The organism is Paraburkholderia acidicola (assembly GCF_002362315.1).
Taxonomy (GTDB): Bacteria; Pseudomonadota; Gammaproteobacteria; order Burkholderiales; family Burkholderiaceae; genus Paraburkholderia; species Paraburkholderia acidicola.
The window spans coordinates 2,813,974-2,834,824 of the sequence record NZ_MTZV01000006.1 but is presented as its reverse complement, the minus strand read 5'-3'; the positions used below and the strand labels follow the sequence as shown (position 1 = coordinate 2,834,824).

The window sequence follows — 20,851 nt, the reverse complement described above, 5'->3', positions numbered from 1 at the left end:
TGTCCGGTTCGAGTGCAATGTTCCGGACACGCGTCGTATGACGCACCGCAAGCGGTTCATCCAGACCGGTATTCAGGTGCTGTCCGTGGCCGATCTTTGTGCACGGACTCCCGGTCTTTTTCCTTTCCACGATCATGCAAGCATGGTGTCCTATGACGTTACTGCCTGTGCGCACGTCGCTACTGTCCTTTAGTTTCATCGCCCTCGTGGGTTGCAGCAAGGGCACTCCACCCGCACCGCCGCCGCCCCAGGTGGGCGTCATCAAGGCCGAGCCGCAGAATGTGCCGCTCAACCGCGATCTCGTCGGGCGGCTGTCGGCCTATTACAGCGCGAATGTCACGGCACGCGTTTCCGGTGTGCTGCTCAAGCGCGCGTATACGGAAGGCACCGAAGTCAAAGCGGGCCAGTTGCTGTTCGAGATCGATCCGGTGTTCTACCAGTCGGTGCTCAACAGCGATCTCGCGACGCTCGCGCAGGATCAGGCGACCTATGTCAACAATCGGGTGACCGCGCAGCGCGATCGCAAGTTGTTGCCGATTGGCTCGGTCTCGCAACAGACTGTCGACGATGCCGAAGCCGCAGAACGCAGCGCACTGGCCAAGGTCCAGGCCGATCAGGCTGCCGTCGACGGTGCGCGTATCAACCTTGGCTACACCAAGATCACTTCGCCGATCAGCGGGATTGCCGGGCAGCAGCAGGTCACGGCCGGCGCACTCGTCGGTAGCAGCACGAGCGATAGCGGCTCCAGCGGCACCGCGCTCACCACCGTGCAGCAGCTGGATCCGATGTACGTGAACTTCACGATCAGCGCCGCCGATCTGATCACGCTGCGTCAGGCGCAAAGCCAGGGCAGTATCGCCCTTGCCACGCAGAACGACACCAGCGTTCAGGTGGTCCTGCCCAACGGCCGGCCGTACGACCAGGTCGGTACGCTCGACTTCTCCGACGTCGAAGTGAACTCGACCACCGGTGCGGTCAATCTGCGCGCGAAGGTGCCTAACCCGCAGCATCAGTTGCTGCCTGGCATGTATGTCTCGCTGACGGTCGGGCTCGGCACACAGAACAACGTGTTCCTGATTCCGCAACAGGCGATCCAGCGCGACACCGTCGGTGCCTACGCGATGGTCGTGGGCGCGGACGGCAAGGCGGCGCGTAAGGATGTCACCGCAACCGAGAACTATCGCAACAGCTGGATCGTCACAGGCGGTCTGGCATCGGGCGACCAGGTGATCGTGCAGGGAATCCAGAGCGCGCGTGAGGGAACGCCCGTCAAGGCCGACCCATGGCAGCCAGCCCCGGCAACGGGCGCAAGTTCAGCGCAGGTCGGCTCAGCCCCGGCATCAGGCGCGAAGCCTGCCGGCGTCAAGTCGTAAGGAGCTCGTCTCATGCCACGTTTCTTTATCGATCGCCCGGTCTTTGCCTGGGTGATCCCTATCCTGATCTGTCTGCTCGGCGTCATCTCGCTGTCGCGCATGGGGATCGATTCGTACCCTGACATTGCACCGCCCGAAGTGACGGTCACGGCGACCTATCCGGGCGCAAACGCCGCCACGATGGAATCGACGGTGACGCAGGTTATCGAGCAGCAGCTCACCGGGATCGACAACCTGCTGTACTTCAGTTCGACGTCGGGCAGCAACGGCACGGCGACCATCACGCTGAGCTTCGCAACGGGCACGAACCCCGATATCGCCGAAGTGCAGGTGCAGAACAAGGTGCAGCTCGCGCAGCCGCTGCTGCCGACCGCTGTGACCGAGCAAGGCGTGGTCGTGGCCAAGGCCAGCCCTGACATTCTGCTGTTCATCGGCCTGACCTCCACCAACCCCAACATCGACGCCGCACGCCTGAGCGACATCGTCGCTTCGCAGATCCAGCCGGTGGTCGCGCGGATCAACGGTGTGGGTAACACCTTCGAACTCGGGTCGGAGTATGCGGTGCGGATCTGGATCGATCCGGACAAACTGCAAAGCTACGGATTGTCGACGACTCAGGTCGTCAATGCGATCAGCGGACAGAATGCCCAGTTCGCCACCGGGTCGCTCGGCGCGGACCCTGCGGTCAAGGGGCAGACGTTCACCGCGACCGTCTCTGGCGATGCGTTGTTCTCGTCGCTGCAGCAGTTCCGCGACATCATCCTGACGTCGACCAATACCGGTACGGTCGTCCGCCTGAGCGACGTTGCGCGCATCACGTTCGGCGCACAGACGTATGGCTCTTCCGCGACCTATAAGGACAAGGAAGCGGGCGGCCTCGGCCTGTACCTGCTGCCCGGTTCCAACGCGCTGGCGGTCGCCAAGGCAATCAAGGCAGAGATGGCGATCCTCGCGAAGGATCTGCCGACCGGCGTGAACTGGGACGTGCCTTACGACACGACACCGTTCATCACGGCGTCGATCACCGACGTGGTCCGTACGCTGATCGAGGCCATCGTGCTGGTGTTCTTCGTGATGCTGATCTTCCTGCAGAACCTGCGGGCGACCATCATTCCGACACTGGTCATTCCGGTCGCGCTGCTCGGTACGTTCATCGGCCTGAAGGCGCTGAACTACTCGCTTAACCAGCTCACGCTGTTCGGGATGGTGCTGGCGATCGGGATTATCGTCGACGATGCGATCGTGGTGATCGAGAACGTCGAGCGCATCATGTCCGATGAGAAGCTCGCGCCAAAACCAGCGACGCGCAAAGCGATGGGCCAGATTACCGGCGCTATCGTCGCGATCACGGTGGTGCTGATCGCGGTGTTCGTGCCGTCCGCCTTCCAGCCGGGCGCGACCGGCATCATCTATGCGCAGTTCGCGCTGACCATTGCGATTTCGATGGGCTTCTCGGCGTTCCTCGCGATGTCGTTCACGCCGTCGCTGTGTGCCGCGATTCTCAGGCCGACGCACGACGAGAAACCGAACAGGATCTACCGATGGTTCAACGCGGGATTTGCCAAGCTGAGCGATACGTATTTCGGTCAGGTCACGCGTGCGGTTCGTCATGCACCGCGCTGGATGGTTCTGTTCGCGCTGGTCGCCGTGCTGACCGGGTTCCTGTTCACCCGCCTGCCGACATCGTTCGTACCGGACGAGGATCAGGGCTTCATGCTGGCACTGGTCAGTCTGCCGACCGGCGCGACGCTCGAGCGCAACAGCCAGGTGATGGCCGAGATCAACAAGAAGCTGGAAAACAGCCCGATCGGCAAGGACATTGCAGGCATCTTCAACGTGAAGGGCTTCAGCTTCGTCGGTAACAGCGAAAACGTCGGCATGATCTTTATCAAGCTGACCGACTGGAAAGCACGCTCGAAAACGGCCATGCAGCTGATTCCGGAAGCCAATGGGATCTTGCATAGCATTACCGACGCGCAGATCTTCGTGGTGAATCTGCCGACCATTCGCGGGTTGAGTCAGTTTGGCGGGGTCGACATGTATCTGCAGGCGCGCGCCGGGCAATCGCGTGCTGAACTGGGACAGGCCACGGGCATGCTGCTGGGTCAGGCGGCCAAGAATCCGGTGCTCTACGGTGTTCGTCCGAACTCGCTGCCTGAAGCGCCGCAGTTGCAGATGACTGTGGATCGCGTGCAGGCGCAGTCGATGGGGCTGTCGCTCGCCGATGTCTACAGCACCATCCAGTCGCAACTGGCGCCCTCCTACATCGACCAGTTCACGTATGCCGGCCGCGTGAAGCGCGTCTATGTGCAGTCGGATGCACCGTTCCGGATGGGCCTCGACTCGCTGCAGCATCTTTATACGCCGAGCGGTGTGTCGAGTTCATCGTCGACGACCGCGAGTTCGAGCAGCACGGCCACCGCCGTCAACGCGAGCGGCTACCAGACGCCGGTCAATCCGTCGGTCAGCAACAGCGCGATCAGTCCGTACAACATGGTGCCGCTGTCGAGCGTCGTGAAGGCGACCTGGGGTGTGGGTCCGCAGGCACTGCCGCGCTATAACGGCTATTCGGCAATCGAAATCGTCGGCAACTCGGCGCCGGGTTATTCGACCGGCCAGGCGATGGACACGATTCAAGGCATCATCAACAAATCGTTGCCGCCGGGCTTTGCCGCGGACTGGACAGGACAGTCGTATCAGGAAATCCTGGCCGGGAACTCGGCAACGCTGCTGACCATCCTGTCCATCGTGATCGTGTTCCTCTGTCTCGCTGCGCTGTACGAGAGCTGGTCGATTCCGGTGGCGGTGCTGCTGGTGGTTCCGCTGGGCTTGCTGGGCATGCTGACCTTCTGTCTGCTGACCGGTGTGCCTAACGACATCTACTTCAAGATCGGCATGGTCACGGTGATCGGGCTGGCGGCGAAGAACGCGATTCTGATCGTCGAATTCGCGGTGGATGGGCAGGCTCACGGCATGACGCTCTTCGATGCGACGTTGAATGCAGCGAAGCTGCGGTTGCGACCGATTCTGATGACCTCGATGGCCTTCATACTCGGTGTGTTCCCGCTTGTCATCTCGTCCGGTGCAGGTGCCGCGTCGCGACATGAAATCGGCATTGGTGTGATCGGCGGCATGTTGTTCGCAACCGTCTTCGGTTTGCTGCTGATCCCGGTGTTCTACGTGTCGGTACGCCGCATGCTGGGCGACAAGCTCGACGAAGTGACACACAAGCTGCGGCTCGCCGAGCACGACGGCCAGACCGATACCTGATAAGCAATACCCCTGCCGCTTCCGGCAGGGGGTGCTTCGTGAGCGTTGGCCGGCCACCTGCCGGGAAGCCACACGGCCCAGCGCCACGAATGCACCCGTCAAACTGTTTCGGCGCCACCCCGGCGCTCGCCAACGTTCGGCAGGACTTCCGGCAATGAAACGGACCAGAAAACACGCCCTCGATACCCGCGCGCAGATACTGGATGCGGCCGAACGCGTCTTCATGCAACGCGGCGTGTCGCGTGCATCGCTATCCGATGTAGCCGAAGCCGCCGGCGTCACCCGCGGCGCGGTGTATGGACACTTCCGGAACAAGCTGGCCGTCTTCGAAGCGCTATTCGAAGACGCGTCTCTACCCGTTGATCCGTTTATCGCGACGTGGAGCGAGTGGGACGATGATCCGCTCGGACATCTGCAAAGAAACCTGACGTTTCTGCTCTCCCAGGTGCTGTCGGCGGGCTCCGCGCGGCGCCTCTACACAATCATCCTGTCGCGCTGCGAACCGGCGGTCGAAACCGAAGTGTTCTGGCACAGGATCGACGAGAGCCGGCGCCATGCCGAAACCCAGATCGACCACGCATTGCGGGCAGCAATCGAACGCAACCAGTTGCGGCCCGATCTGAATACGCAGCGTGCTGCCGCAGTCATTCATGCCAGCCTGACCGGATTTTTTCTCAGAAGCCTGCGCGAACCACTCCCCCCGGCACCCGAAGCGGAGGCCCGCTGGGTCGTCGCGTCGGTCCTGCGGGGGTTTAGTTTTTCCTGAGGTATCGCGATGGCGACGACTACCTGTCGCCGAGAAAATGCTCGATCGCGAAGTTGAATGCTTCGGGGTCTTGCAGGAACGCGAAGTGACTGGTGTTCGGCAGGATCATCAGCCCGGCGCCGGGGATCGTCGCGGCGATGTATTCGGTATGCTCGCGGCGGATCGCCTCGTCATGATCGCCATCCAGTACCAGCACGGGCGCCCTGATGCCCTTTAGCTGAGCGTCGGTCCAGTTCGGTTGCGACGCCCACATGTGACTGATCTGCTCGACGAATGCGTCATATTCGTTCGGTGTCGGCGACAGATGACGGTACTCGTCGCCTGCACGCTTGATGAACGCCGCGAACGTCGGGTTCTTCTCGACGTCCGGGACCACACCGTCCGTCTTCGTATTCGCAGCGAACGCGATCACCTTGCCGACACGGTCCGGATAGCGGATCGCCAGATCGAGCCCGATGATCGCGCCGTCGCTCCAGCCGACAATGGCGGCCTTCTGCAGCTTCAGTTTGTCCATCAGCGCGACGACATCGTCGGTCATCAGGTCGTATCCGAACGGCCGCGCGTCACGCGTGCTGCGCCCGTGCCCGCGGCTGTCGACGATCACCACCTCGTGGTGCTTCATCAATGCGCGGATCTGATTGCCGAAGTAATCGGAATTCGACAGGCCACCGTGCAGCAGGATGACCGGCGAGCCGCTGCCGATCGTCGCGTAATACAGGTGAATGCCATTGACGTCGGCAATGCCGTGGTGCTCGCCAGCGACAGGCGCGGGAGTGGGCGGCAAGGTCTGCCAGCGCGCTTCGGCTTGTGCGTGCTGTACGGCAAACAGCATGCAGGCACACAGGAACAGGCGCCGTACGCGTAATCCACTTCGATTCGATTTTTCTAGCATGGCATTTATCGTGAACGCTTGATTGGCGGGACATGACGAGGTTCCAAATATACGCTTCTTCGCCGGGTGCGAATAATGCAATGCGGATATTGAAATCTCATCCGCAGCTGGGGTTTCCCCGCCCTTAGTGATTCCACGTCAGACATTCCATTAATATGCAATCTAGCTTTTCAAAGCCTCTCATAGAGATTTTGATTGCAAAAGAGGTACGTTGTCTGTCTACTGTGGTTTCGCATTTCGTGCATTGCTCATGATTTTCCAGGCAGGTTTACTGCGGTCCGTTGCATGGTTCCATGCATAGCGTCCGCGCTATAGCCCTGCCCGCTCGGAATTCGAGGTCACGCATTTCAACCGATGTGGAAACCCATTTAGTGGAATGAGCTTTTCTATGAGATTCCTATGTTTCGCATAAATGGAATGTCATTCAATGCAATCCGGCTATCTGTTCAGAGATACGCCATCAGGCCACCCGGATTCCCGACGTAATCGGTTTCTTTATTCAGCATTTTCATAGTCATTTCTCAAACAGATTCGCGGTCGTCGATTCGATCGTCCCGGAGATCACCATGAGCATTTCGCGTCGCTCGTTTCTGAAAGGCAGTGCTGCCGCCGCTGCGCTCGGCGCAATCGGTTCGCCATCGGTTTCCGGCGCAGTGGCGGCGCCGCTGGCTTCCGGCGTGACCGCCGTCAGTGCGCCTGGCGACGTGGTCGGCAAAGTCAGCGTCGGTTACCAGGGCTGGTTTGCGGCGCTCGGCGATGGCGCACCGATCAACGGCTGGTGGCACTGGTCGCAGAACTGGTCGCAACCGCCCTCGCCGACCAATGCGGGCATCCGCGCATGGCCCGACATGCACGACTACACGCATACGTATCCAACGAATTTCGCACCGCTGCACAGCGGCGCTGCCGCAACCCTGTTCTCCGACTACGACCAGGATACGGTCAACGCGCAGTTCGCATGGATGCAGCAGAACGCAATCGATACCGTCGCCCTGCAACGCTTCAATCCCGATTCGAGCGAAGGTCCGACGCGCGACGCGATGGCCACCAAGGTGCGCACCGCGGCGGAAACCTACGGCCGCAAGTTCTACATCATGTACGACGTGTCCGGATGGACCGACATGCAGACGCAGATGAAAACGGACTGGACCAGCAAGATGTCCGCACTGACGGCCTCCCCTGCTTACGCGAAGCAGAACGGCAAGCCGGTGGTGTGCATCTGGGGCTTCGGCTTCAATGACGACAGCCGGCCGTTCAGCGCCGATGTGTGTGCCGATGTGGTTGCGTGGTTCAAGAGCCAGGGCGTGTATCTGATCGGCGGTGTGCCGACGCACTGGCGCACCGGCGAATCGGTGCGCCCCAATTTTCTCGATGTCTTCCACCAGTTCAACATGCTCTCGCCGTGGATGATCGGGGCGATGAGCACGATCCAGCAAGCCGATGCGTTTGCTGTGGATATCAACGCCGCCGACAAGGCGGACTGCGACGCGCATGGCATCGACTATCAGCCCTGCGTGATGCCCGGCGATCTGTCGCAACGCGAACGCGTTCACGGCAACTACATGTGGCGCCAGTTCTACAACCTGGCCAACCTCGGCGTGGCCGGTTTCTACATCTCGATGTTCGACGAGTACAACGAAGGCCATCAGATCGCTAAAACCGCGGCGACACAATCGGACGTACCGTCGAACTCGAACTACCTGAGCCTCGATGAGGACGGCACACCGTGTTCGTCCGACTACTACCTGCGTCTGACCGGCGACGGCGGCCGCATGCTCAAAGGCACGCTCGCGCTGACGCCTGTGCGTCCCACCGCTCCGACAGTGGGCAGCAGCACGGGCTTGGCGACGGTTGTGAGCTTCACGGCGAGGGTCAACAACCAGATCGTCACCGCCGACAGCGCCGGCACCGCACCGCTGATTGCAAACCGCACAACCGTCGGCCAGTGGGAGCAATTCGACATGGTCAACGCGGGCAACGGCGATATCGCGCTGCTCGCGCATGCCAACGGCAAGTACGTCACCGCGGAAAACGCAGGCGCCCAACCATTGATCGCCAATCGCACAGCGATAGGCCAGTGGGAAACCTTCCGCATCGTCATTCAACCGGGTACCAATGGCGCGGTGGCTTTGCTATCGCGCGCCAACGGGTGCTATGTCACGGCGAGCAATGCGGGACAGGGCCCGCTGATTGCCAGTGCCACTCAGGTAGGTGGCTGGGAACAGTTCGACATCACGATTTCTTGAGCTGGGGCGTTACTGCATGCGACCGCGAGCGAAAGCCTCGACGTTTCGCATGCAGTCATTTCAATCTCGTCAGGAGGATCACATGAAATCGAAAATTATAAGAGTGCTTGCAATCTGTCTTTCGTGTCTGGGGTTCTCGGCGCACGTCGCCGCACAGTCAGCCACCGCGCAAACCGCGGCAACCTCTGCTGCAACCTGCCAGTTCAGCGTCTGGACCGCGGGCGTCAACTATCCGGTCGGCACCGTGGTCCAGTATCCAGCCAACGGTTCGTTTTACAAGGAAGTGAACGCGGGCACCAACGGCAGCGACGGTACCGACCCGACCATCAGCACCTGGTACTGGCAACCGACCACCTGCAGCGGCACAACCACGCCGCCGTCTACCAGTTTCATCTACAGCCCTTACTTCTACTCGGGTGACTTTGGCGGCAACCAGATGAACACGACCGTTACCGGTAGTTCGCAACTGCTGGTGAATGTGATCCCAGCCAAGCTCCAGGCCATCACCTGGGCGTTCGCTACCGGCAACTGCGGCAGCGAAAACTGGAATGGCGTGTCGGCTTCGGCGTTTGCCAGTGCGAACGTGGGGAGCTTCGTTAACGCGGGCAAGAAGTACATCGTGTCGACAGGAGGTGCCGGAGCGAGCTTTCTCTGCACGTCGGATGCTAACTTCGCGAAGTTCATCCAGACCTACAACAGCGCGAACCTGCTAGGTATCGACTTCGATATCGAGAACGGCCAGTCGCAGAGCGATATCAACAATCTGGTGGCACGCGTATCGACGGCACAGGCAACCTATCCGAACCTGCGCTTCAGCTTCACGATCGCCACCGATGGCGGCAACGAAAGCAACAGCCTCGGTGGCACCGGCGTGATGGTGATGACCGCGATCCAGAACTACGGATTGAAGAACTACACCATCAATCTGATGACGATGGACTTCGCCTCGTCGGGTCAGGAAAATGCGTCGCTGTGCACGCTCAACAGTAGCGGCAAGTGCAATATGGGGCAGTCGACCATCTCTGCTGCTGAAAGCCTGCACAACTACTGGAAGGTGCCGTACAGCCAGATTGAAGTGACACCGATGATCGGCGGCAATGACAGCATCGACGAAACGTTCACGTTGGCCGATGCCGTCACCGTGGCGAACTATGCACTGTCCAAGAAGATTGCCGGGATTCATTTCTGGGCTTTCTCGCGCGACCGCGATTGTGCGCCGGCAACTACGGATGGCAACTCTTCCGACACCTGCAACAACTATGGCAAGGCAGGCACGCTAGGTTATACAAATCAGTTCATTTCGGCTCTAGGGTTGTAGCAAGGGAATGCATCGGTCAGGCTACCGGCCGGCGGGCGACTATCAATCGCTGGCCGGTAGCCTGGAATACCTCGCAACCGCACGGGACCGGCAAAAGCGACTAAACGTAGCGCGCCTCATCGAGATCGGCGATCAGCGTCGGCCCCGTCGGCTTCCAGCCCAACCGCGCTTGCGTGAGCGCACTCGAAGCCGGCATGTCCAGACCGACGAATATCGCCATCCAGCCAAAATGCGCCTGCGCTTCTTCCGGAGCAATCGATACGACCGGGAGCTTCAGACCGCGGCCAAGCGCCTCGGCAATTTCACGGGCACTGATCCCTTCTTCGCCGACTGCGTGATAACGCGCACCGCGTTCACGCTTCTCCACGGCGAGCCGGTACAGACGCACGACATCGGAGAGATGACCCGCCGGCCAGCGATTACTACCGTCACCGACATAAGCTACAACGCCTTTCTCACGCGTAATCGCGATGAGCGGTGAGATGAGCCCTTGCTTGAATGGATTGTGAACCTGCGGCAGTCGCACCACGGACACGTTCACACCCGCATCGAGCAATGCGTTCCCCGCTAGCTCGGACGCAATGCGCGGATTGGGATGGCTCGTGTTGAACACATCTTCGGTCGCCGGTTCGCCGTGGTCGCCGCTGCCCATGCCGGTGCCCGAAGTGATGATCAACGGACGATCGGAACCCGCGAGTGCAGAACCAAGCGCCGCGATGACGCGCTTGTCCTTTTCGCAGTTCTCGGCGAACCGCGAAAAGTCGTGATCGAATGCTGTGTGGATGACGGCGTCCGCTTTCGCGGCGCCGCTACGCAGGCTCTCGGGATCCTCCAGTGTGCCGCGATGCACCTCGGCGCCCGCTTCGATGAGTGCCTGTGCACCCGCATCCGAGCGGGTTACGCCGATTACCTGATGCCCCGCATTGATGAGTTCGGGTACAAGGGTCGAGCCGATAAAACCGGTCGCGCCGGTGAGAAAAATACGCATGATGAGATCTCCTTGGTCGTCACCGGCGTACTATTCACCCGTTTGTTATCCCGTTAAAGTAGTGATCTCATCATAGTAAAGTGACTAACAGGGTCAGTCATGTCAGTCGATACCGCTCGATCGCTGGGAGATTTTCTGAGGAGCCGCAGAACGCGCCTCGACCCGGCCAGCTTTGGATTTTCCGGACGTAGACGCACGCCAGGGCTGCGTCGCGAAGAAGTTGCCCAGCGCGCCAATATCAGCCCAACCTGGTACACATGGCTCGAGCAAGGGCGCGGCGGTGGACCGTCGGGAGAAGTGCTCGAGCGGATCTCCAGCGCGCTGATGCTCACCGATGTGGAGCGCGAGCACCTGTTCATGCTGGGACTGGGACGACCGCCTGAAGTGCGCTACAAATCGGTCGATGGCGTCAATCCGCGGTTGCAACGGCTGCTCGACTCGCTTGAAGCGAGTCCGGCCATCATCAAGACCGCTACCTGGGATGTCGTGGCCTGGAACCGCGCCGCTGCCATCGTGCTCACCGACTATGGCACGCTGCCGCCGGGTCAGCGCAATATTCTCCGCTTCCTGTTCTGCAATCCTGCGATCCGCGCCAAGCAGCACGATTGGGAAAGTCTTGCGCGTTTCATGGTCGGCTCGTTCCGGGCCGATGTGGCACGTGCCGGCCTGGTATCCGAAGCCGGCGAACTCGTGAACGAGCTTCGTAACGCGAGCCCGGAATTCGATGCGCTGTGGCAGGACAACGAGGTCATTGGCCACGCGGATATCGACGGTATCAAGCGTCTGTCGCATCCGAAGCTTGGGCCCATCGAACTGGAATACTCGTCGTTTGCCGTCGATGGTCGACCGGACCTGGGCATGCTCGTCTACAACCCGCTCGACAGTGAGATCGCGAAGCAGATCAGGGTGCTTGCTGCGCAGGGGTGATGTCTTTCGTACCGCTGCCTGCTAACGCCACGCGATATTTCAAACTCACCACCTCGCGCTCCGGTCACCCAGCAGATAATCAATCGATACGCGCCCCGGCCCCCAGGCCGCAATCGCCAGTGCCATCGCGACCCAGGTCAGGTGGATTGGCCAGCCATCTGGCACGGTCAGTTCGATGATGCATGTCATCAGGATCAGGCCGGCCGCAGCGAACCGCGTGCCGAAGCCGAGCACGAGCAGCACGGGGAACGTCACCTCACCGCAGGCGGAAAGAAACGCCACGACAGCCGGCGCCGGAAACGGATAGGGACCGCCTGGCAGATGCAACTGAAACTCCTGCGTGAACAGATCGATTGCGGTATCGCTGAGTTGAAGGAAGCCGTGCCATTTGAGGATGCCCGATTTCCAGAAAGGCACCGCGAGCGCGAGGCGCAGCACCAGTTGAACGAGCCACGGTTGCGCAAGCCGCTGGATCAATCGGTTCACTGCGCAGACCGCGGACGCGAGTACGTCCGGAATGGGAAATTTCAGATTCTGTGGGGTCGACATCTTGATCAATCTCCATGTTGGACGGCGGTAAACACGCCGGCTGAGATCATCCCCGCCAGGCTGGCCGGGAGATCGAAGGAAGGGGTTTCCTGTAACGCGGCTGCTACGGCTTCGCCTAGCGTTGCGCCGTCGAGCAGCGGGATGAGAAACGCCGCGCCGCCGGGTGGCAGGCGCGAAACCGTCACGTCATCTTCTGGCCGCGTGATGAGCGCATCTTCGGCATCGCTTGAGCGAAGCGGTGTAACGAAACCATCGGGACTCTCGGTCCGGTTCATTGCAAAGATCGCGACGGCCGGATAGCGCGATCGCACAATCCGCGTCGCGGGGTGAGCAATTAAACGCAGCGTTGCAAGCGAAGTCGGCTCGATGCTGGCGAATGCTTCAGCGGTCAGCACGGGTAGATCGGCAGCGTGATACGCATCGAGCCATGCGCGCTCGATGCGTGCAGTATCGGCAAGCCACGGCATCTCACGCGCGTACTCGTAGGATTCGACGAACGCGGGAAAATCCCGTCCGTACTCGAAGAGCAGCGCGGAAGTGGGCAACGTTGCGCGGATATGAAAGCGCGCCATCGCTCTGAAGAAATCGACGCCGGTAATACGCTGAACAGCGGGATAAATAGCAGCGAGTGCGTCGATCAGACTCACGGTGACGTTGTTGCGATAGACGTTGTAGCGCTTGACTACCGTTTTGCCGGACGCGTGAGCGACATCGTCCGGCACCGCACGCGTTGGGTCTGTTAAACCCGGTGCGAACGCTGCGGCGTAATCGTGTTCGTAGGCGTGATGGTCAGGCTGCATTGCTAACCTCCGGCGCGAACGCGTGCGTGGGTTCTTCCATGATTCGCCGGGCCGCGAATGCCTGAGCCCTCAACACCGGCCAGTCGGGAAGGTTGCTGTCCCATTCGATCAGGGTTGGCACGGGACCGACTCGCGACACGACACTGCGATACAGATCCCATACCGGTTCGGCAACCGCACGGTCGTGACTGTCGATGAGTAACGGTGCGTTGTCGTCATCGCGTTGTTCATCATGTCCGGCGAGATGCATTTCGCCGACCCGTTCAAGCGGAAATTCAGCGAGGTAGCTCTCGGGCGAAAAACCGTGATTGACCGCCGAGACGAAAACGTTATTGAGGTCCAGCAGCAGACCGCAGCCGGTATGTCGAGTGACTGCGCGGATGAAATCGGTTTCGCTCATCGTCGATGATGCGAACGCGACGTAGGTCGATGGATTTTCCAGGAGGATCGGACGTTTGATCGCATCCTGAACCTGGGTGATGTGTTCGCACACACGCTGCAACGTATCCTTCGTGTAGGGCAAAGGCAGAAGATCGTTAAAGAACGCCCCGCCGTGTGACGACCACGCGAGATGTTCGGACACAAGCGCAGGCTCGTAGCGTGCCACCAGATCGCGAAAGCGCTCGAGATGCTCCCGGTCCAGCGCGCCGGGGCCGCCGATCGACATGCACACACCGTGAATGGACAGCGGATAGCGCTCGCGGATCGCCGACAACGCTCGATGAGGCGGTCCACCGGCACCCATATAGTTTTCCGCGTGTACTTCGAAAAACCCACGTGTCAGTCCGTCCGCAAGAATCGCAGGCAGATGCTGATGCTTGAAACTGGTGCCCGCGAGTACCTCGACATGAGATACGTCGCGACGGGAGCGACCCCGCTCATCGATGGCCGTAGCCGGTCTGGCGTCGTTCATGGCCGCTCCCATTCGTCTCGTCGTTGTCGTGATGCGGATCAGGACTTCAGCGCGGTAACCGAGCCATGGCCGCCGCCCGGCACTTCGATGCTCGTGCAGGTGCCGCCCTGAACGAACTTCCACGAGTTCCCCTGGAAGTCGACCGTGGACGTCCCCTGGCACGTCGTGCCGGGACCCGCGGCGCAGTCGTTCTGCCCTTTCAGGGCGATGCCGAAACACTTCTCCTTGTGCGCGGCGATGGCGGCGCTTTCTTCGGCCTTCGTAAGCGGCGCAGCATGCGCGACCGAAGTGAGCAGGCTTGCAACAGCACTGATGAGCAGGGCGGAAGCGACATTGGTTTTCGTGGACATTACATTTCTCCAGTGATTGAGTGGGTACCCGTGGTGGATACGGATGCTAAGTCGTGGGTCACTGGGGATTAATGACAGGGGGCACGAAATTTTTTTCGACTGGCCGATACCTATCACCCCCATCGTCGGTAGTGCCTTTACACATATCGTTAAATTCCGATATATGATTCGTTCCGTAGCGATGCAGAATTCGATGCAACCGGCACCGGATCTGCCCGCTGTTCATGGACTCGACACGAAGCGATGACGACGATCGACATCGACGCGATTCACAAGGCACTCGCCAACCCGATGCGGCGCGAGATCCTCGTGTGGTTGCGGGAGCCGCGTAAGTATTTCGCCGATCAGGAATTCCCGCTTGAGAAGGGCGTGTGCGCGGGCCAGATCGACGAGCGCTGCAGGTTGTCGCAATCGACGGTCTCGGCGCATCTGGCCACCCTGCAGCGCGCCGGACTGATCACGTCGAAACGCGTCGGTCAGTGGGCGTTCTTCAAGCGCAACGAGCCCGTCATCGAAGCGTTTCTCCAGCACATGAACGCGGATCTTTGATACGCAAGCGGTCTGTACCGCTTTCTTCCATTACGTTGTTCTGATAGCCGCGGGCCTCTGGCCCGCCAGCATAGGTGAACTGTTATGCCGACACTTTTCGATCCGCTCAAGATTGGCGATCTCACACTGCCGAACCGCATCATCATGGCCCCGCTGACCCGTCAGCGCGCCGGCGATGTCCGCGTGCCCAATGCATTGATGGCGCGTTACTACGCCGAACGCGCATCGGCGGGCCTGATTCTCAGCGAAGCCACCGCCGTGACACCGCAAGGCGTCGGCTATGCCGCAACGCCGGGCATCTGGTCGCAAGAACAGGTCGAAGGCTGGAAGCTCGTCACCGAAGCCGTGCATGCCGCCGGCGGCCTGATCTTCCTGCAGCTGTGGCACGTGGGCCGCATCTCCGACCCGATCTTCCTGAACGGCGAACTGCCGGTCGCACCGAGCGCGATTGCGGCTCAAGGCCACGTGAGCCTCGTGCGTCCGGAGCGACCATTCGTGACACCGCGTGCGCTCGATCTGTCCGAGATCCCCGGTATCGTCGCGGCTTACCGCAAGGGTGCCGAGAACGCGAAGGCCGCGGGCTTCGACGGCGTCCAGGTACACGGCGCAAACGGCTATCTGCTCGACCAGTTCCTGCAGGACAGCACGAACCTGCGCACCGACGAATACGGTGGCTCGATCGAAAACCGCGCCCGCCTGCTGCTCGAAGTCACCGATGCAGCCATCGATGTGTGGGGCGCCGATCGCGTCGGCGTGCACCTCGCACCGCGCGGCGATTCGCACACGATGGGCGACTCCGATCGCGCAGCCACCTTCGGCTACGTGGCACGCGAACTCGGCAAGCGCAAGATCGCGTTCATCGCCGCGCGCGAAGCGGTCGGTGACGATCGCATTGGCCCGCTGCTGAAGAAAGCGTTCGGCGGCCCGTACATCGCGAACGAAAAGTTCACGAAGGACAGCGCGCAGCACGCAATCGATGCCGGCGATGCCGACGCGATTGCGTGGGGCAAGCTGTTCATCGCGAACCCGGATCTGCCGCGCCGTTTCGAATTCGATGCACCGCTGAACACGCCGAATCCGGCTACGTTCTATGCGGAAGGCGAAGTGGGCTACACCGACTATCCGGCGCTGGAACCGACGGCCTGATCGGGCGACGTTTTTAACAACCGGCTGCGCTACACGGCGGCGGTTGTGACCGGAATTCGTCCCGGTCGCAACCGCCGTTAGTCATTGCGGAGCCACAATCGTGCGGTACATGAAGACGCGTTGCGATTCGTCGAGCCCGCGGCCAATGTGTTCATCACGGATGGCGAGCAACGCTGCGTCCAGTTGCGCGTCGTCGATCGTGCGGAATCCAAGCTTGCGGTAGTACGGCGCATTCCACGGCACCTCACGAAACGTCGACAGCATCAGTTGAGTGGCGCCCTGCCCGTGCGCGAACTGCGCGACCCAATCGATCAACGCTGCTCCAATCCGCTGCCCCGCGTGTGAAGGCAACACATCGAGTTCGGCGAGGTAGATGCGGGTCGCGTCGCCATGATCGGCAAGCTCACCGGCAAGCCACTCGAACGCCGCGAAACCGACACATCGTCCGTTCGCATCGACAGCCACTACGATCGTCACCGCATCGATTCGCTGCCTGATATTGGCAGCCGATGCGGGTGGGCGGTCCGCCAGGTGCGCCATGTTCACTTGCGCAAAGCGCCTGCCCGCGGCCTGTTCGATCGCGCGGATCGGCTCGATATCGTCATGACGGGCGAGGCGGAATTCGACGGCGTGCGCTGTGGGTTGGGACATGACGTGGTAAAGCATGGCTTCAAGGTGTACGGGACCGCATGGTGACATTGCCAGCAGCTATCAGGCAACAGGCAGCCGCCGTACAGCACCATCATGATCCGCAGACCTACCCTGCGGGCAAGACGAGGACTACACTGCACGTACCCGAACCGACAGACCCCGCTCCGGGGAAAACCTCATGCATCTGTTGCAACTTGTCCTGCACTTCGACCGCAACCTCGGCAGCCTGATCGAGCAATACGGCACAGCCGTCTACGCCATGCTGTTCGCTATCGTCTTCGTCGAAATCGGCCTGCTGCCGCTCTTCTTTCTGCCTGGCGATCCGCTGATTTTCATCTGCGGTGCATTCGCCGCGACTGGCGCGCTCAATGTATGGATCGTCACGCCAGTGCTGTTCGTGGCGACGGTGGCCGGCAGCATCGTTTGCTATGCGATCGGCCGTGCGGTCGGCGAAACTGTGTACACCTCGAATGCGCGCTGGATCGACAAGAACGCATTGCGCAAGGCGCATTCGTTCTATGAAGCGCGTGGCGGTCTAACGTTTCTCGCGTCACCGTTTATCGCTGTCGTCCGCACGTTTGCGCCGTTCGTCGCGGGTGTATCGCGGATGACGTTCGCGCGATTCTCGTCATATGTCTCGGCAGGCGCCGCGCTGTGGATCGGCTCACTGGTTGCGGCCGGCTATCTGTTCGGCAATGTGCCGCTGGTGCGCGATCATATGAGTTCGATCGTGCTGCTGGGTGTTGCGTTTGGCGTCGGTTCGCTGCTTGTCAGTGCGCTGTGGCGTTTCTTTACGAAGAATCGGCAGCGAGTCTGATACTACCTACGTCGCGATTTCGTGACTGGTCACCGTCCCTATCTGACCAACAAGGAGACACTTCATGGCGCTTTCCGGTCTGCTCGTCTTCGCGCTCGCGTTGACCATCGCCGCCGGTTCACCCGGTCCTAACATCGCCGCGCTGGTTACGCGTGTGCTGACCACCAGCCTGCGCGACGTGCTGCCGTTCCTCGTTGCGATGTGGCTCGGCGAAACGCTCTGGCTGACCTGCGCGGTCACCGGTCTAGCGGTGATCGCGCACACTTTCGCGCTGGTGTTTACCGTGGTGAAGTTCGCCGGTGTCGTTTACCTGCTGTTCCTCGCGTGGAAGATGTGGTTCGCGCCCACCGACGTCCAGCCAGACGCGTTGCCGCGTGGTCAGTCTGCGTGGCGAATGTTTGTCGCTGGATTAGCGGTGTCGCTCGGCAACCCGAAGATCATGGTCTTCTACCTCGCCCTGCTGCCGACGATCATCGATCTCTCTCACGTCGGTGTCGTCGCGTGGCTCGAACTGACGCTGACGATGCTGGCGGTGCTGGTGATGATCGACTTCACGTGGGCAGTCCTTGCCAGCCGCGCCCGCAAGCTGCTGACGAGCCGCCGTGCGGTGAAGATCGCTAACCGTACGAGCGCAACGGTGATGGCCGGTGCGGCTGCGGCTATTGCGACGCGCTAAGCGGACCCATCGCATGCACCGGCACAGCCGCCGTGAATCTCACACGGCCGTGGCAGCCCGCACTTCATCTGACAACTGCACACGCTGCGCCGCAGTCCACGCATCGACGGCGCACAAGATCGCACCCTGAAGCGCCGCGCCATGTTCGAATACAGCCGGCACGACTTCTGGAGGATACGGCACCGCACGCGCGAGCATCGCGGCAAGCTCCGGCAAGATGCGCGGTACGCGCGCCATGCCACCGCCCACCGCAATGCGCGATGGGTCGAGCGTCAAGGTGATGTTCGCAACATGCACGGCAAGGCGATACAACGCATCGTCGATTAGCGTTGCAATGCGCGCATCCGCGCCGGCCAGCACGAACGCTTCGCGCGCGCTGACTGGACGGCCGAGCAACGCACCTACGCGATTCGACAACGCGCTGCCGGAAACGAACTGTTCGAGCGGCGTGCCGCCGTCGGCGAACGGAATCTCATCGGCGACGCCGCGCAACTGGTAACCGATCTCCCCCGCCGCACCATGCGCGCCACGCAACACCTTGCCGTCGATCACCGCGGCCGACGCGAGCCCCGTGCCCAGATTCAGATATAGCCCGCACTCGACACCCATCAACGCACCACAGCGCGACTCGGCAAGCGCCGCTGCCTTGACGTCGGTTTCGACGACCACACTCGCGCCGTCGAACCCGGCACGCAAGGTTTGCGCGAGCGGTAGCGTGTCCCAGCCGGGATTGTTCGGTGCCAGCCTGACGCCATCCGGTTCCACGATGCCCGGTGTCACCGCGGCCACGACGCGCAGCGCGCCACCGTGGCGTGCGGTGGTTTGCGCAATCAATGCCTGCGCGGCATCGAACATCCGCTCCATCACACGCGTCGCGCCCTGTGCTGCGTGCGTTGGAATCTCCGTCTCGATCAGCCGCACGCCGTTCGTCGTTGCGGTCGACATCGCGATCTTCGTGCCACCGAAATCGACTGCGAGGACGAAGTCTGTCTCGTTGCCGTACTTGCGGTTCGCACCATCGCCATCGCTGCCGCCGCCGTACGGATACTTGCTGTCATCTTGCTGCATGCGTGCCTTGCCGTTTATTGAACGCGCGCGCCGGCGTCATCCTGCCGCTGACGCTCGAGAAACACCTCTTGTACTTCCTTCGGACCGAACGGCCAGACCCGCGTCACGCGTGCCCAGATCAGGAACGCGATAACTCCGGCGATGACCCATGCGGTCGACAGTATTTGCGATTGACGATCGGTTGCGTAGTACACGTAAAACCAGCCGACCAGCGCGATCAGACTCGGCACCGGATACAGCCACTGCCGATACGGCCGGCGCAACTCCGGCTGACGCCGGCGCAGCACCGTCAGCGCAGCGATCTGCGCCACCGATTGCAGCAGCACCGACACTGCGACGAGCATATTGATCACGGTGGTCAGATCGAAGAAGCTGCCTGCCGCGGTGATCACGCCCATCACGAGCAGCGCGACATGTGGGAAATTGTGCTTGCTGTGCAAACGTCCGAACGCCGAGAGGAACACCCCATCACGCGCCGCATGGAACGGCACGCGCGAACCACCCAGCAACCCCGCGAACACCGAGGCGAACGCCGCCACCAGGATCAGGATCGTAACGATCGCCGCAGCCGAGTGCCCCCAGTTGCGCGACACAACCAGCGACGCCACCGAACTCGACTTCGCGACATCCTGCCACGGCACCGTGCCGATCACGCCGACGTTCATCGCGAGATAGAAGACCATCATCGCAGCGATCGAAACGATGATCGAGCGCGGCATCACACGGCCCGGATTCTTCAGCTCATCGCCCATGTAGGCCGTCGTGTTGTAGCCCGCATAGTCGTAGATCGCGATGATCAGACCCGCGCCGAGGCCAGTGAAGAACTTGCCGAGATCGCCGGCGCCGGGCGGCAGCGACATGGCGAGGTTCAGGTGGAAATCCGAATAGGCAGCGGCGGTCGTAAGCCCGACGGCCAGCACCATGATGATCCACAGCACGGCGCTCAACGAGCGGATCGATTCGATCCGCCGGTACAGCGCGAACACGACCAGCGCGGTCACGACAAGGCCGATTGCATGGCTCTGCCACGGCAGCAGGTTCGGCAGGAAGAACCCCATGTACTGGACAAAACCAATGATGCCGGTGCTCATGATGAGCGGAATCGACAGCATGGCGGTCCAGATGAACAGGAACGGCACGAGGCGACCGGTGCGGTACTGGAACGCCTCGCGCACGTACAGGTAAGTCCCGCCCGCGCCCGGCATCGCCGCCCCCAGCTCGGCCCACACGAGCCCGTCGGCCATCGCGAGCAACGCCCCCACGACCCAACCGATCACCGCGAGCGGGCCATTCATCACCGCGACGATCGCCGGAATCGTAATAAACGGACCGATCCCGCAGATCTGGATCATGTTCACCGCGATCGCCGGGAACAGCCCCACCGAACGCTGGAAGTGCGGCGCGTCCGGCGTCGCCGCAGGTGCCTCGCTGGCGGAACGGCCGTCGGGCCACGTCGAAGAAGAATCGCTCATCGGGGGATGTCTCCATGCGGCGAAGCCGCGTTTGTCGTCGAAGGATGCCTGGGTCGCGCCGCGGTGTTGTTATCGGGTTG

19 protein-coding genes are annotated in these 20,851 nt (G+C 61.3%); 10 read left to right on the top strand and 9 right to left on the bottom strand.

What is annotated here, in order from left to right:
• Positions 1-152: 152 nt before the first annotated feature.
• The 3 genes from BWP39_RS31150 (at position 153) to BWP39_RS31140 (ending at position 5,409) form a co-directional block, all read left to right on the top strand.
• Positions 153-1,373, top strand: coding sequence for an efflux RND transporter periplasmic adaptor subunit (locus tag BWP39_RS31150; protein WP_096726006.1), 1,221 nt, complete (start codon positions 153-155; stop codon positions 1,371-1,373).
• 12 nt (positions 1,374-1,385) lie between these two features.
• Positions 1,386-4,643 carry an efflux RND transporter permease subunit gene (locus tag BWP39_RS31145; protein ID WP_096726005.1) on the top strand — a complete coding sequence of 1,086 codons (3,258 nt, stop codon included), beginning with the start codon at positions 1,386-1,388 and terminating at the stop codon, positions 4,641-4,643.
• A gap of 154 nt (positions 4,644-4,797) precedes the next feature.
• Positions 4,798-5,409 (top strand): TetR family transcriptional regulator, encoded by a 612-nt coding sequence (locus BWP39_RS31140; RefSeq protein ID WP_096726004.1) that lies wholly within the window; start codon positions 4,798-4,800, stop codon positions 5,407-5,409.
• Positions 5,410-5,428: 19 nt separating this feature from the next.
• Here the strand turns inward: BWP39_RS31140 and BWP39_RS31135 are convergent, their stop codons facing one another.
• Positions 5,429-6,301 (bottom strand): alpha/beta fold hydrolase, encoded by an 873-nt coding sequence (locus BWP39_RS31135; RefSeq protein WP_096726003.1) that lies wholly within the window; start codon positions 6,299-6,301, stop codon positions 5,429-5,431.
• A gap of 566 nt (positions 6,302-6,867) precedes the next feature.
• On the opposite strand from BWP39_RS31135, the gene BWP39_RS31130 reads away from it, so the two are divergent.
• Entirely contained in the window at positions 6,868-8,547 is a 1,680-nt protein-coding gene (locus BWP39_RS31130; protein ID WP_096726002.1) for a twin-arginine translocation signal domain-containing protein, read from the top strand.
• 82 nt (positions 8,548-8,629) lie between these two features.
• Positions 8,630-9,865, top strand: coding sequence for a glycosyl hydrolase family 18 protein (locus tag BWP39_RS31125; protein ID WP_207557209.1), 1,236 nt, complete (start codon positions 8,630-8,632; stop codon positions 9,863-9,865).
• 100 nt (positions 9,866-9,965) lie between these two features.
• On the opposite strand, the gene BWP39_RS31120 is transcribed toward BWP39_RS31125, so the two are convergent.
• Entirely contained in the window at positions 9,966-10,853 is an 888-nt protein-coding gene (locus tag BWP39_RS31120) for an SDR family oxidoreductase (RefSeq protein WP_096726000.1), read from the bottom strand.
• Between the two features lie 99 nt (positions 10,854-10,952).
• Between BWP39_RS31120 and BWP39_RS31115 the strand changes: the two genes are divergently transcribed.
• Positions 10,953-11,780 (top strand): helix-turn-helix transcriptional regulator, encoded by an 828-nt coding sequence (locus BWP39_RS31115; RefSeq protein WP_096725999.1) that lies wholly within the window; start codon positions 10,953-10,955, stop codon positions 11,778-11,780.
• A gap of 45 nt (positions 11,781-11,825) precedes the next feature.
• On the opposite strand, the gene BWP39_RS31110 is transcribed toward BWP39_RS31115, so the two are convergent.
• The 4 genes from BWP39_RS31110 to BWP39_RS31095 are packed head-to-tail and all read right to left on the bottom strand — an operon-like array spanning position 11,826 to position 14,392.
• On the bottom strand, positions 11,826-12,329 hold the full coding sequence (locus tag BWP39_RS31110; RefSeq protein WP_096725998.1) for a DoxX family protein: 504 nt from the start codon (positions 12,327-12,329) through the stop codon (positions 11,826-11,828).
• 5 nt (positions 12,330-12,334) lie between these two features.
• Positions 12,335-13,129 carry an HvfC/BufC N-terminal domain-containing protein gene (locus BWP39_RS31105; RefSeq protein ID WP_096725997.1) on the bottom strand — a complete coding sequence of 265 codons (795 nt, stop codon included), beginning with the start codon at positions 13,127-13,129 and terminating at the stop codon, positions 12,335-12,337.
• Positions 13,119-14,042, bottom strand: coding sequence for an MNIO family bufferin maturase (gene bufB, locus BWP39_RS31100; RefSeq protein WP_096725996.1), 924 nt, complete (start codon positions 14,040-14,042; stop codon positions 13,119-13,121). The genes BWP39_RS31105 and bufB overlap by 11 nt, the downstream gene beginning before the upstream one ends.
• A 38-nt stretch (positions 14,043-14,080) precedes the next feature.
• A complete protein-coding gene (locus BWP39_RS31095; protein ID WP_096725995.1) occupies positions 14,081-14,392 on the bottom strand; it encodes a BufA1 family periplasmic bufferin-type metallophore in 312 nt (103 codons plus the stop codon).
• A 243-nt stretch (positions 14,393-14,635) separates the two neighbouring features.
• Here BWP39_RS31095 and BWP39_RS31090 point away from each other — a divergent pair, with 243 nt between their 5' ends.
• Positions 14,636-14,941: an ArsR/SmtB family transcription factor gene (locus tag BWP39_RS31090; protein ID WP_096725994.1), complete on the top strand. Its 306-nt coding sequence runs from the start codon at positions 14,636-14,638 to the stop codon at positions 14,939-14,941.
• Between the two features lie 84 nt (positions 14,942-15,025).
• Positions 15,026-16,087, top strand: a complete 1,062-nt coding sequence (locus BWP39_RS31085) for an alkene reductase (protein ID WP_096725993.1) — start codon at positions 15,026-15,028, stop codon at positions 16,085-16,087.
• Between the two features lie 81 nt (positions 16,088-16,168).
• Here BWP39_RS31085 and BWP39_RS31080 read toward each other — a convergent pair whose 3' ends face one another.
• Positions 16,169-16,738, bottom strand: coding sequence for a GNAT family N-acetyltransferase (locus BWP39_RS31080; RefSeq protein WP_096726283.1), 570 nt, complete (start codon positions 16,736-16,738; stop codon positions 16,169-16,171).
• Between the two features lie 178 nt (positions 16,739-16,916).
• Between BWP39_RS31080 and BWP39_RS31075 the strand changes: the two genes are divergently transcribed.
• Together BWP39_RS31075 and BWP39_RS31070 are read left to right on the top strand one after the other, a co-directional pair.
• Positions 16,917-17,555, top strand: coding sequence for a VTT domain-containing protein (locus BWP39_RS31075; protein WP_096725992.1), 639 nt, complete (start codon positions 16,917-16,919; stop codon positions 17,553-17,555).
• 64 nt (positions 17,556-17,619) lie between these two features.
• Positions 17,620-18,231, top strand: coding sequence for a LysE family translocator (locus BWP39_RS31070; RefSeq protein ID WP_096725991.1), 612 nt, complete (start codon positions 17,620-17,622; stop codon positions 18,229-18,231).
• 39 nt (positions 18,232-18,270) lie between these two features.
• Here BWP39_RS31070 and BWP39_RS31065 read toward each other — a convergent pair whose 3' ends face one another.
• Positions 18,271-19,299, bottom strand: coding sequence for an ROK family protein (locus BWP39_RS31065; protein ID WP_096725990.1), 1,029 nt, complete (start codon positions 19,297-19,299; stop codon positions 18,271-18,273).
• A 14-nt stretch (positions 19,300-19,313) separates the two neighbouring features.
• Positions 19,314-20,771, bottom strand: coding sequence for an APC family permease (locus BWP39_RS31060; RefSeq protein WP_096725989.1), 1,458 nt, complete (start codon positions 20,769-20,771; stop codon positions 19,314-19,316).
• Between the last annotated feature and the right edge of the window lie 80 nt (positions 20,772-20,851).

Coding starts and splice junctions, on each gene's coding strand:
- BWP39_RS31150 (WP_096726006.1), top strand. CDS start 153: ATGACGTTACTGCCTGTGCGCACGTCGCTACTGTCCTTTAGTTTCATC.
- BWP39_RS31145 (WP_096726005.1), top strand. CDS start 1,386: ATGCCACGTTTCTTTATCGATCGCCCGGTCTTTGCCTGGGTGATCCCT.
- BWP39_RS31140 (WP_096726004.1), top strand. CDS start 4,798: ATGAAACGGACCAGAAAACACGCCCTCGATACCCGCGCGCAGATACTG.
- BWP39_RS31135 (WP_096726003.1), bottom strand. CDS start 6,301: ATGCTAGAAAAATCGAATCGAAGTGGATTACGCGTACGGCGCCTGTTC.
- BWP39_RS31130 (WP_096726002.1), top strand. CDS start 6,868: ATGAGCATTTCGCGTCGCTCGTTTCTGAAAGGCAGTGCTGCCGCCGCT.
- BWP39_RS31125 (WP_207557209.1), top strand. CDS start 8,630: ATGAAATCGAAAATTATAAGAGTGCTTGCAATCTGTCTTTCGTGTCTG.
- BWP39_RS31120 (WP_096726000.1), bottom strand. CDS start 10,853: ATGCGTATTTTTCTCACCGGCGCGACCGGTTTTATCGGCTCGACCCTT.
- BWP39_RS31115 (WP_096725999.1), top strand. CDS start 10,953: ATGTCAGTCGATACCGCTCGATCGCTGGGAGATTTTCTGAGGAGCCGC.
- BWP39_RS31110 (WP_096725998.1), bottom strand. CDS start 12,329: ATGTCGACCCCACAGAATCTGAAATTTCCCATTCCGGACGTACTCGCG.
- BWP39_RS31105 (WP_096725997.1), bottom strand. CDS start 13,129: ATGCAGCCTGACCATCACGCCTACGAACACGATTACGCCGCAGCGTTC.
- bufB (WP_096725996.1), bottom strand. CDS start 14,042: ATGAACGACGCCAGACCGGCTACGGCCATCGATGAGCGGGGTCGCTCC.
- BWP39_RS31095 (WP_096725995.1), bottom strand. CDS start 14,392: ATGTCCACGAAAACCAATGTCGCTTCCGCCCTGCTCATCAGTGCTGTT.
- BWP39_RS31090 (WP_096725994.1), top strand. CDS start 14,636: ATGACGACGATCGACATCGACGCGATTCACAAGGCACTCGCCAACCCG.
- BWP39_RS31085 (WP_096725993.1), top strand. CDS start 15,026: ATGCCGACACTTTTCGATCCGCTCAAGATTGGCGATCTCACACTGCCG.
- BWP39_RS31080 (WP_096726283.1), bottom strand. CDS start 16,738: ATGTCCCAACCCACAGCGCACGCCGTCGAATTCCGCCTCGCCCGTCAT.
- BWP39_RS31075 (WP_096725992.1), top strand. CDS start 16,917: ATGCATCTGTTGCAACTTGTCCTGCACTTCGACCGCAACCTCGGCAGC.
- BWP39_RS31070 (WP_096725991.1), top strand. CDS start 17,620: ATGGCGCTTTCCGGTCTGCTCGTCTTCGCGCTCGCGTTGACCATCGCC.
- BWP39_RS31065 (WP_096725990.1), bottom strand. CDS start 19,299: ATGCAGCAAGATGACAGCAAGTATCCGTACGGCGGCGGCAGCGATGGC.
- BWP39_RS31060 (WP_096725989.1), bottom strand. CDS start 20,771: ATGAGCGATTCTTCTTCGACGTGGCCCGACGGCCGTTCCGCCAGCGAG.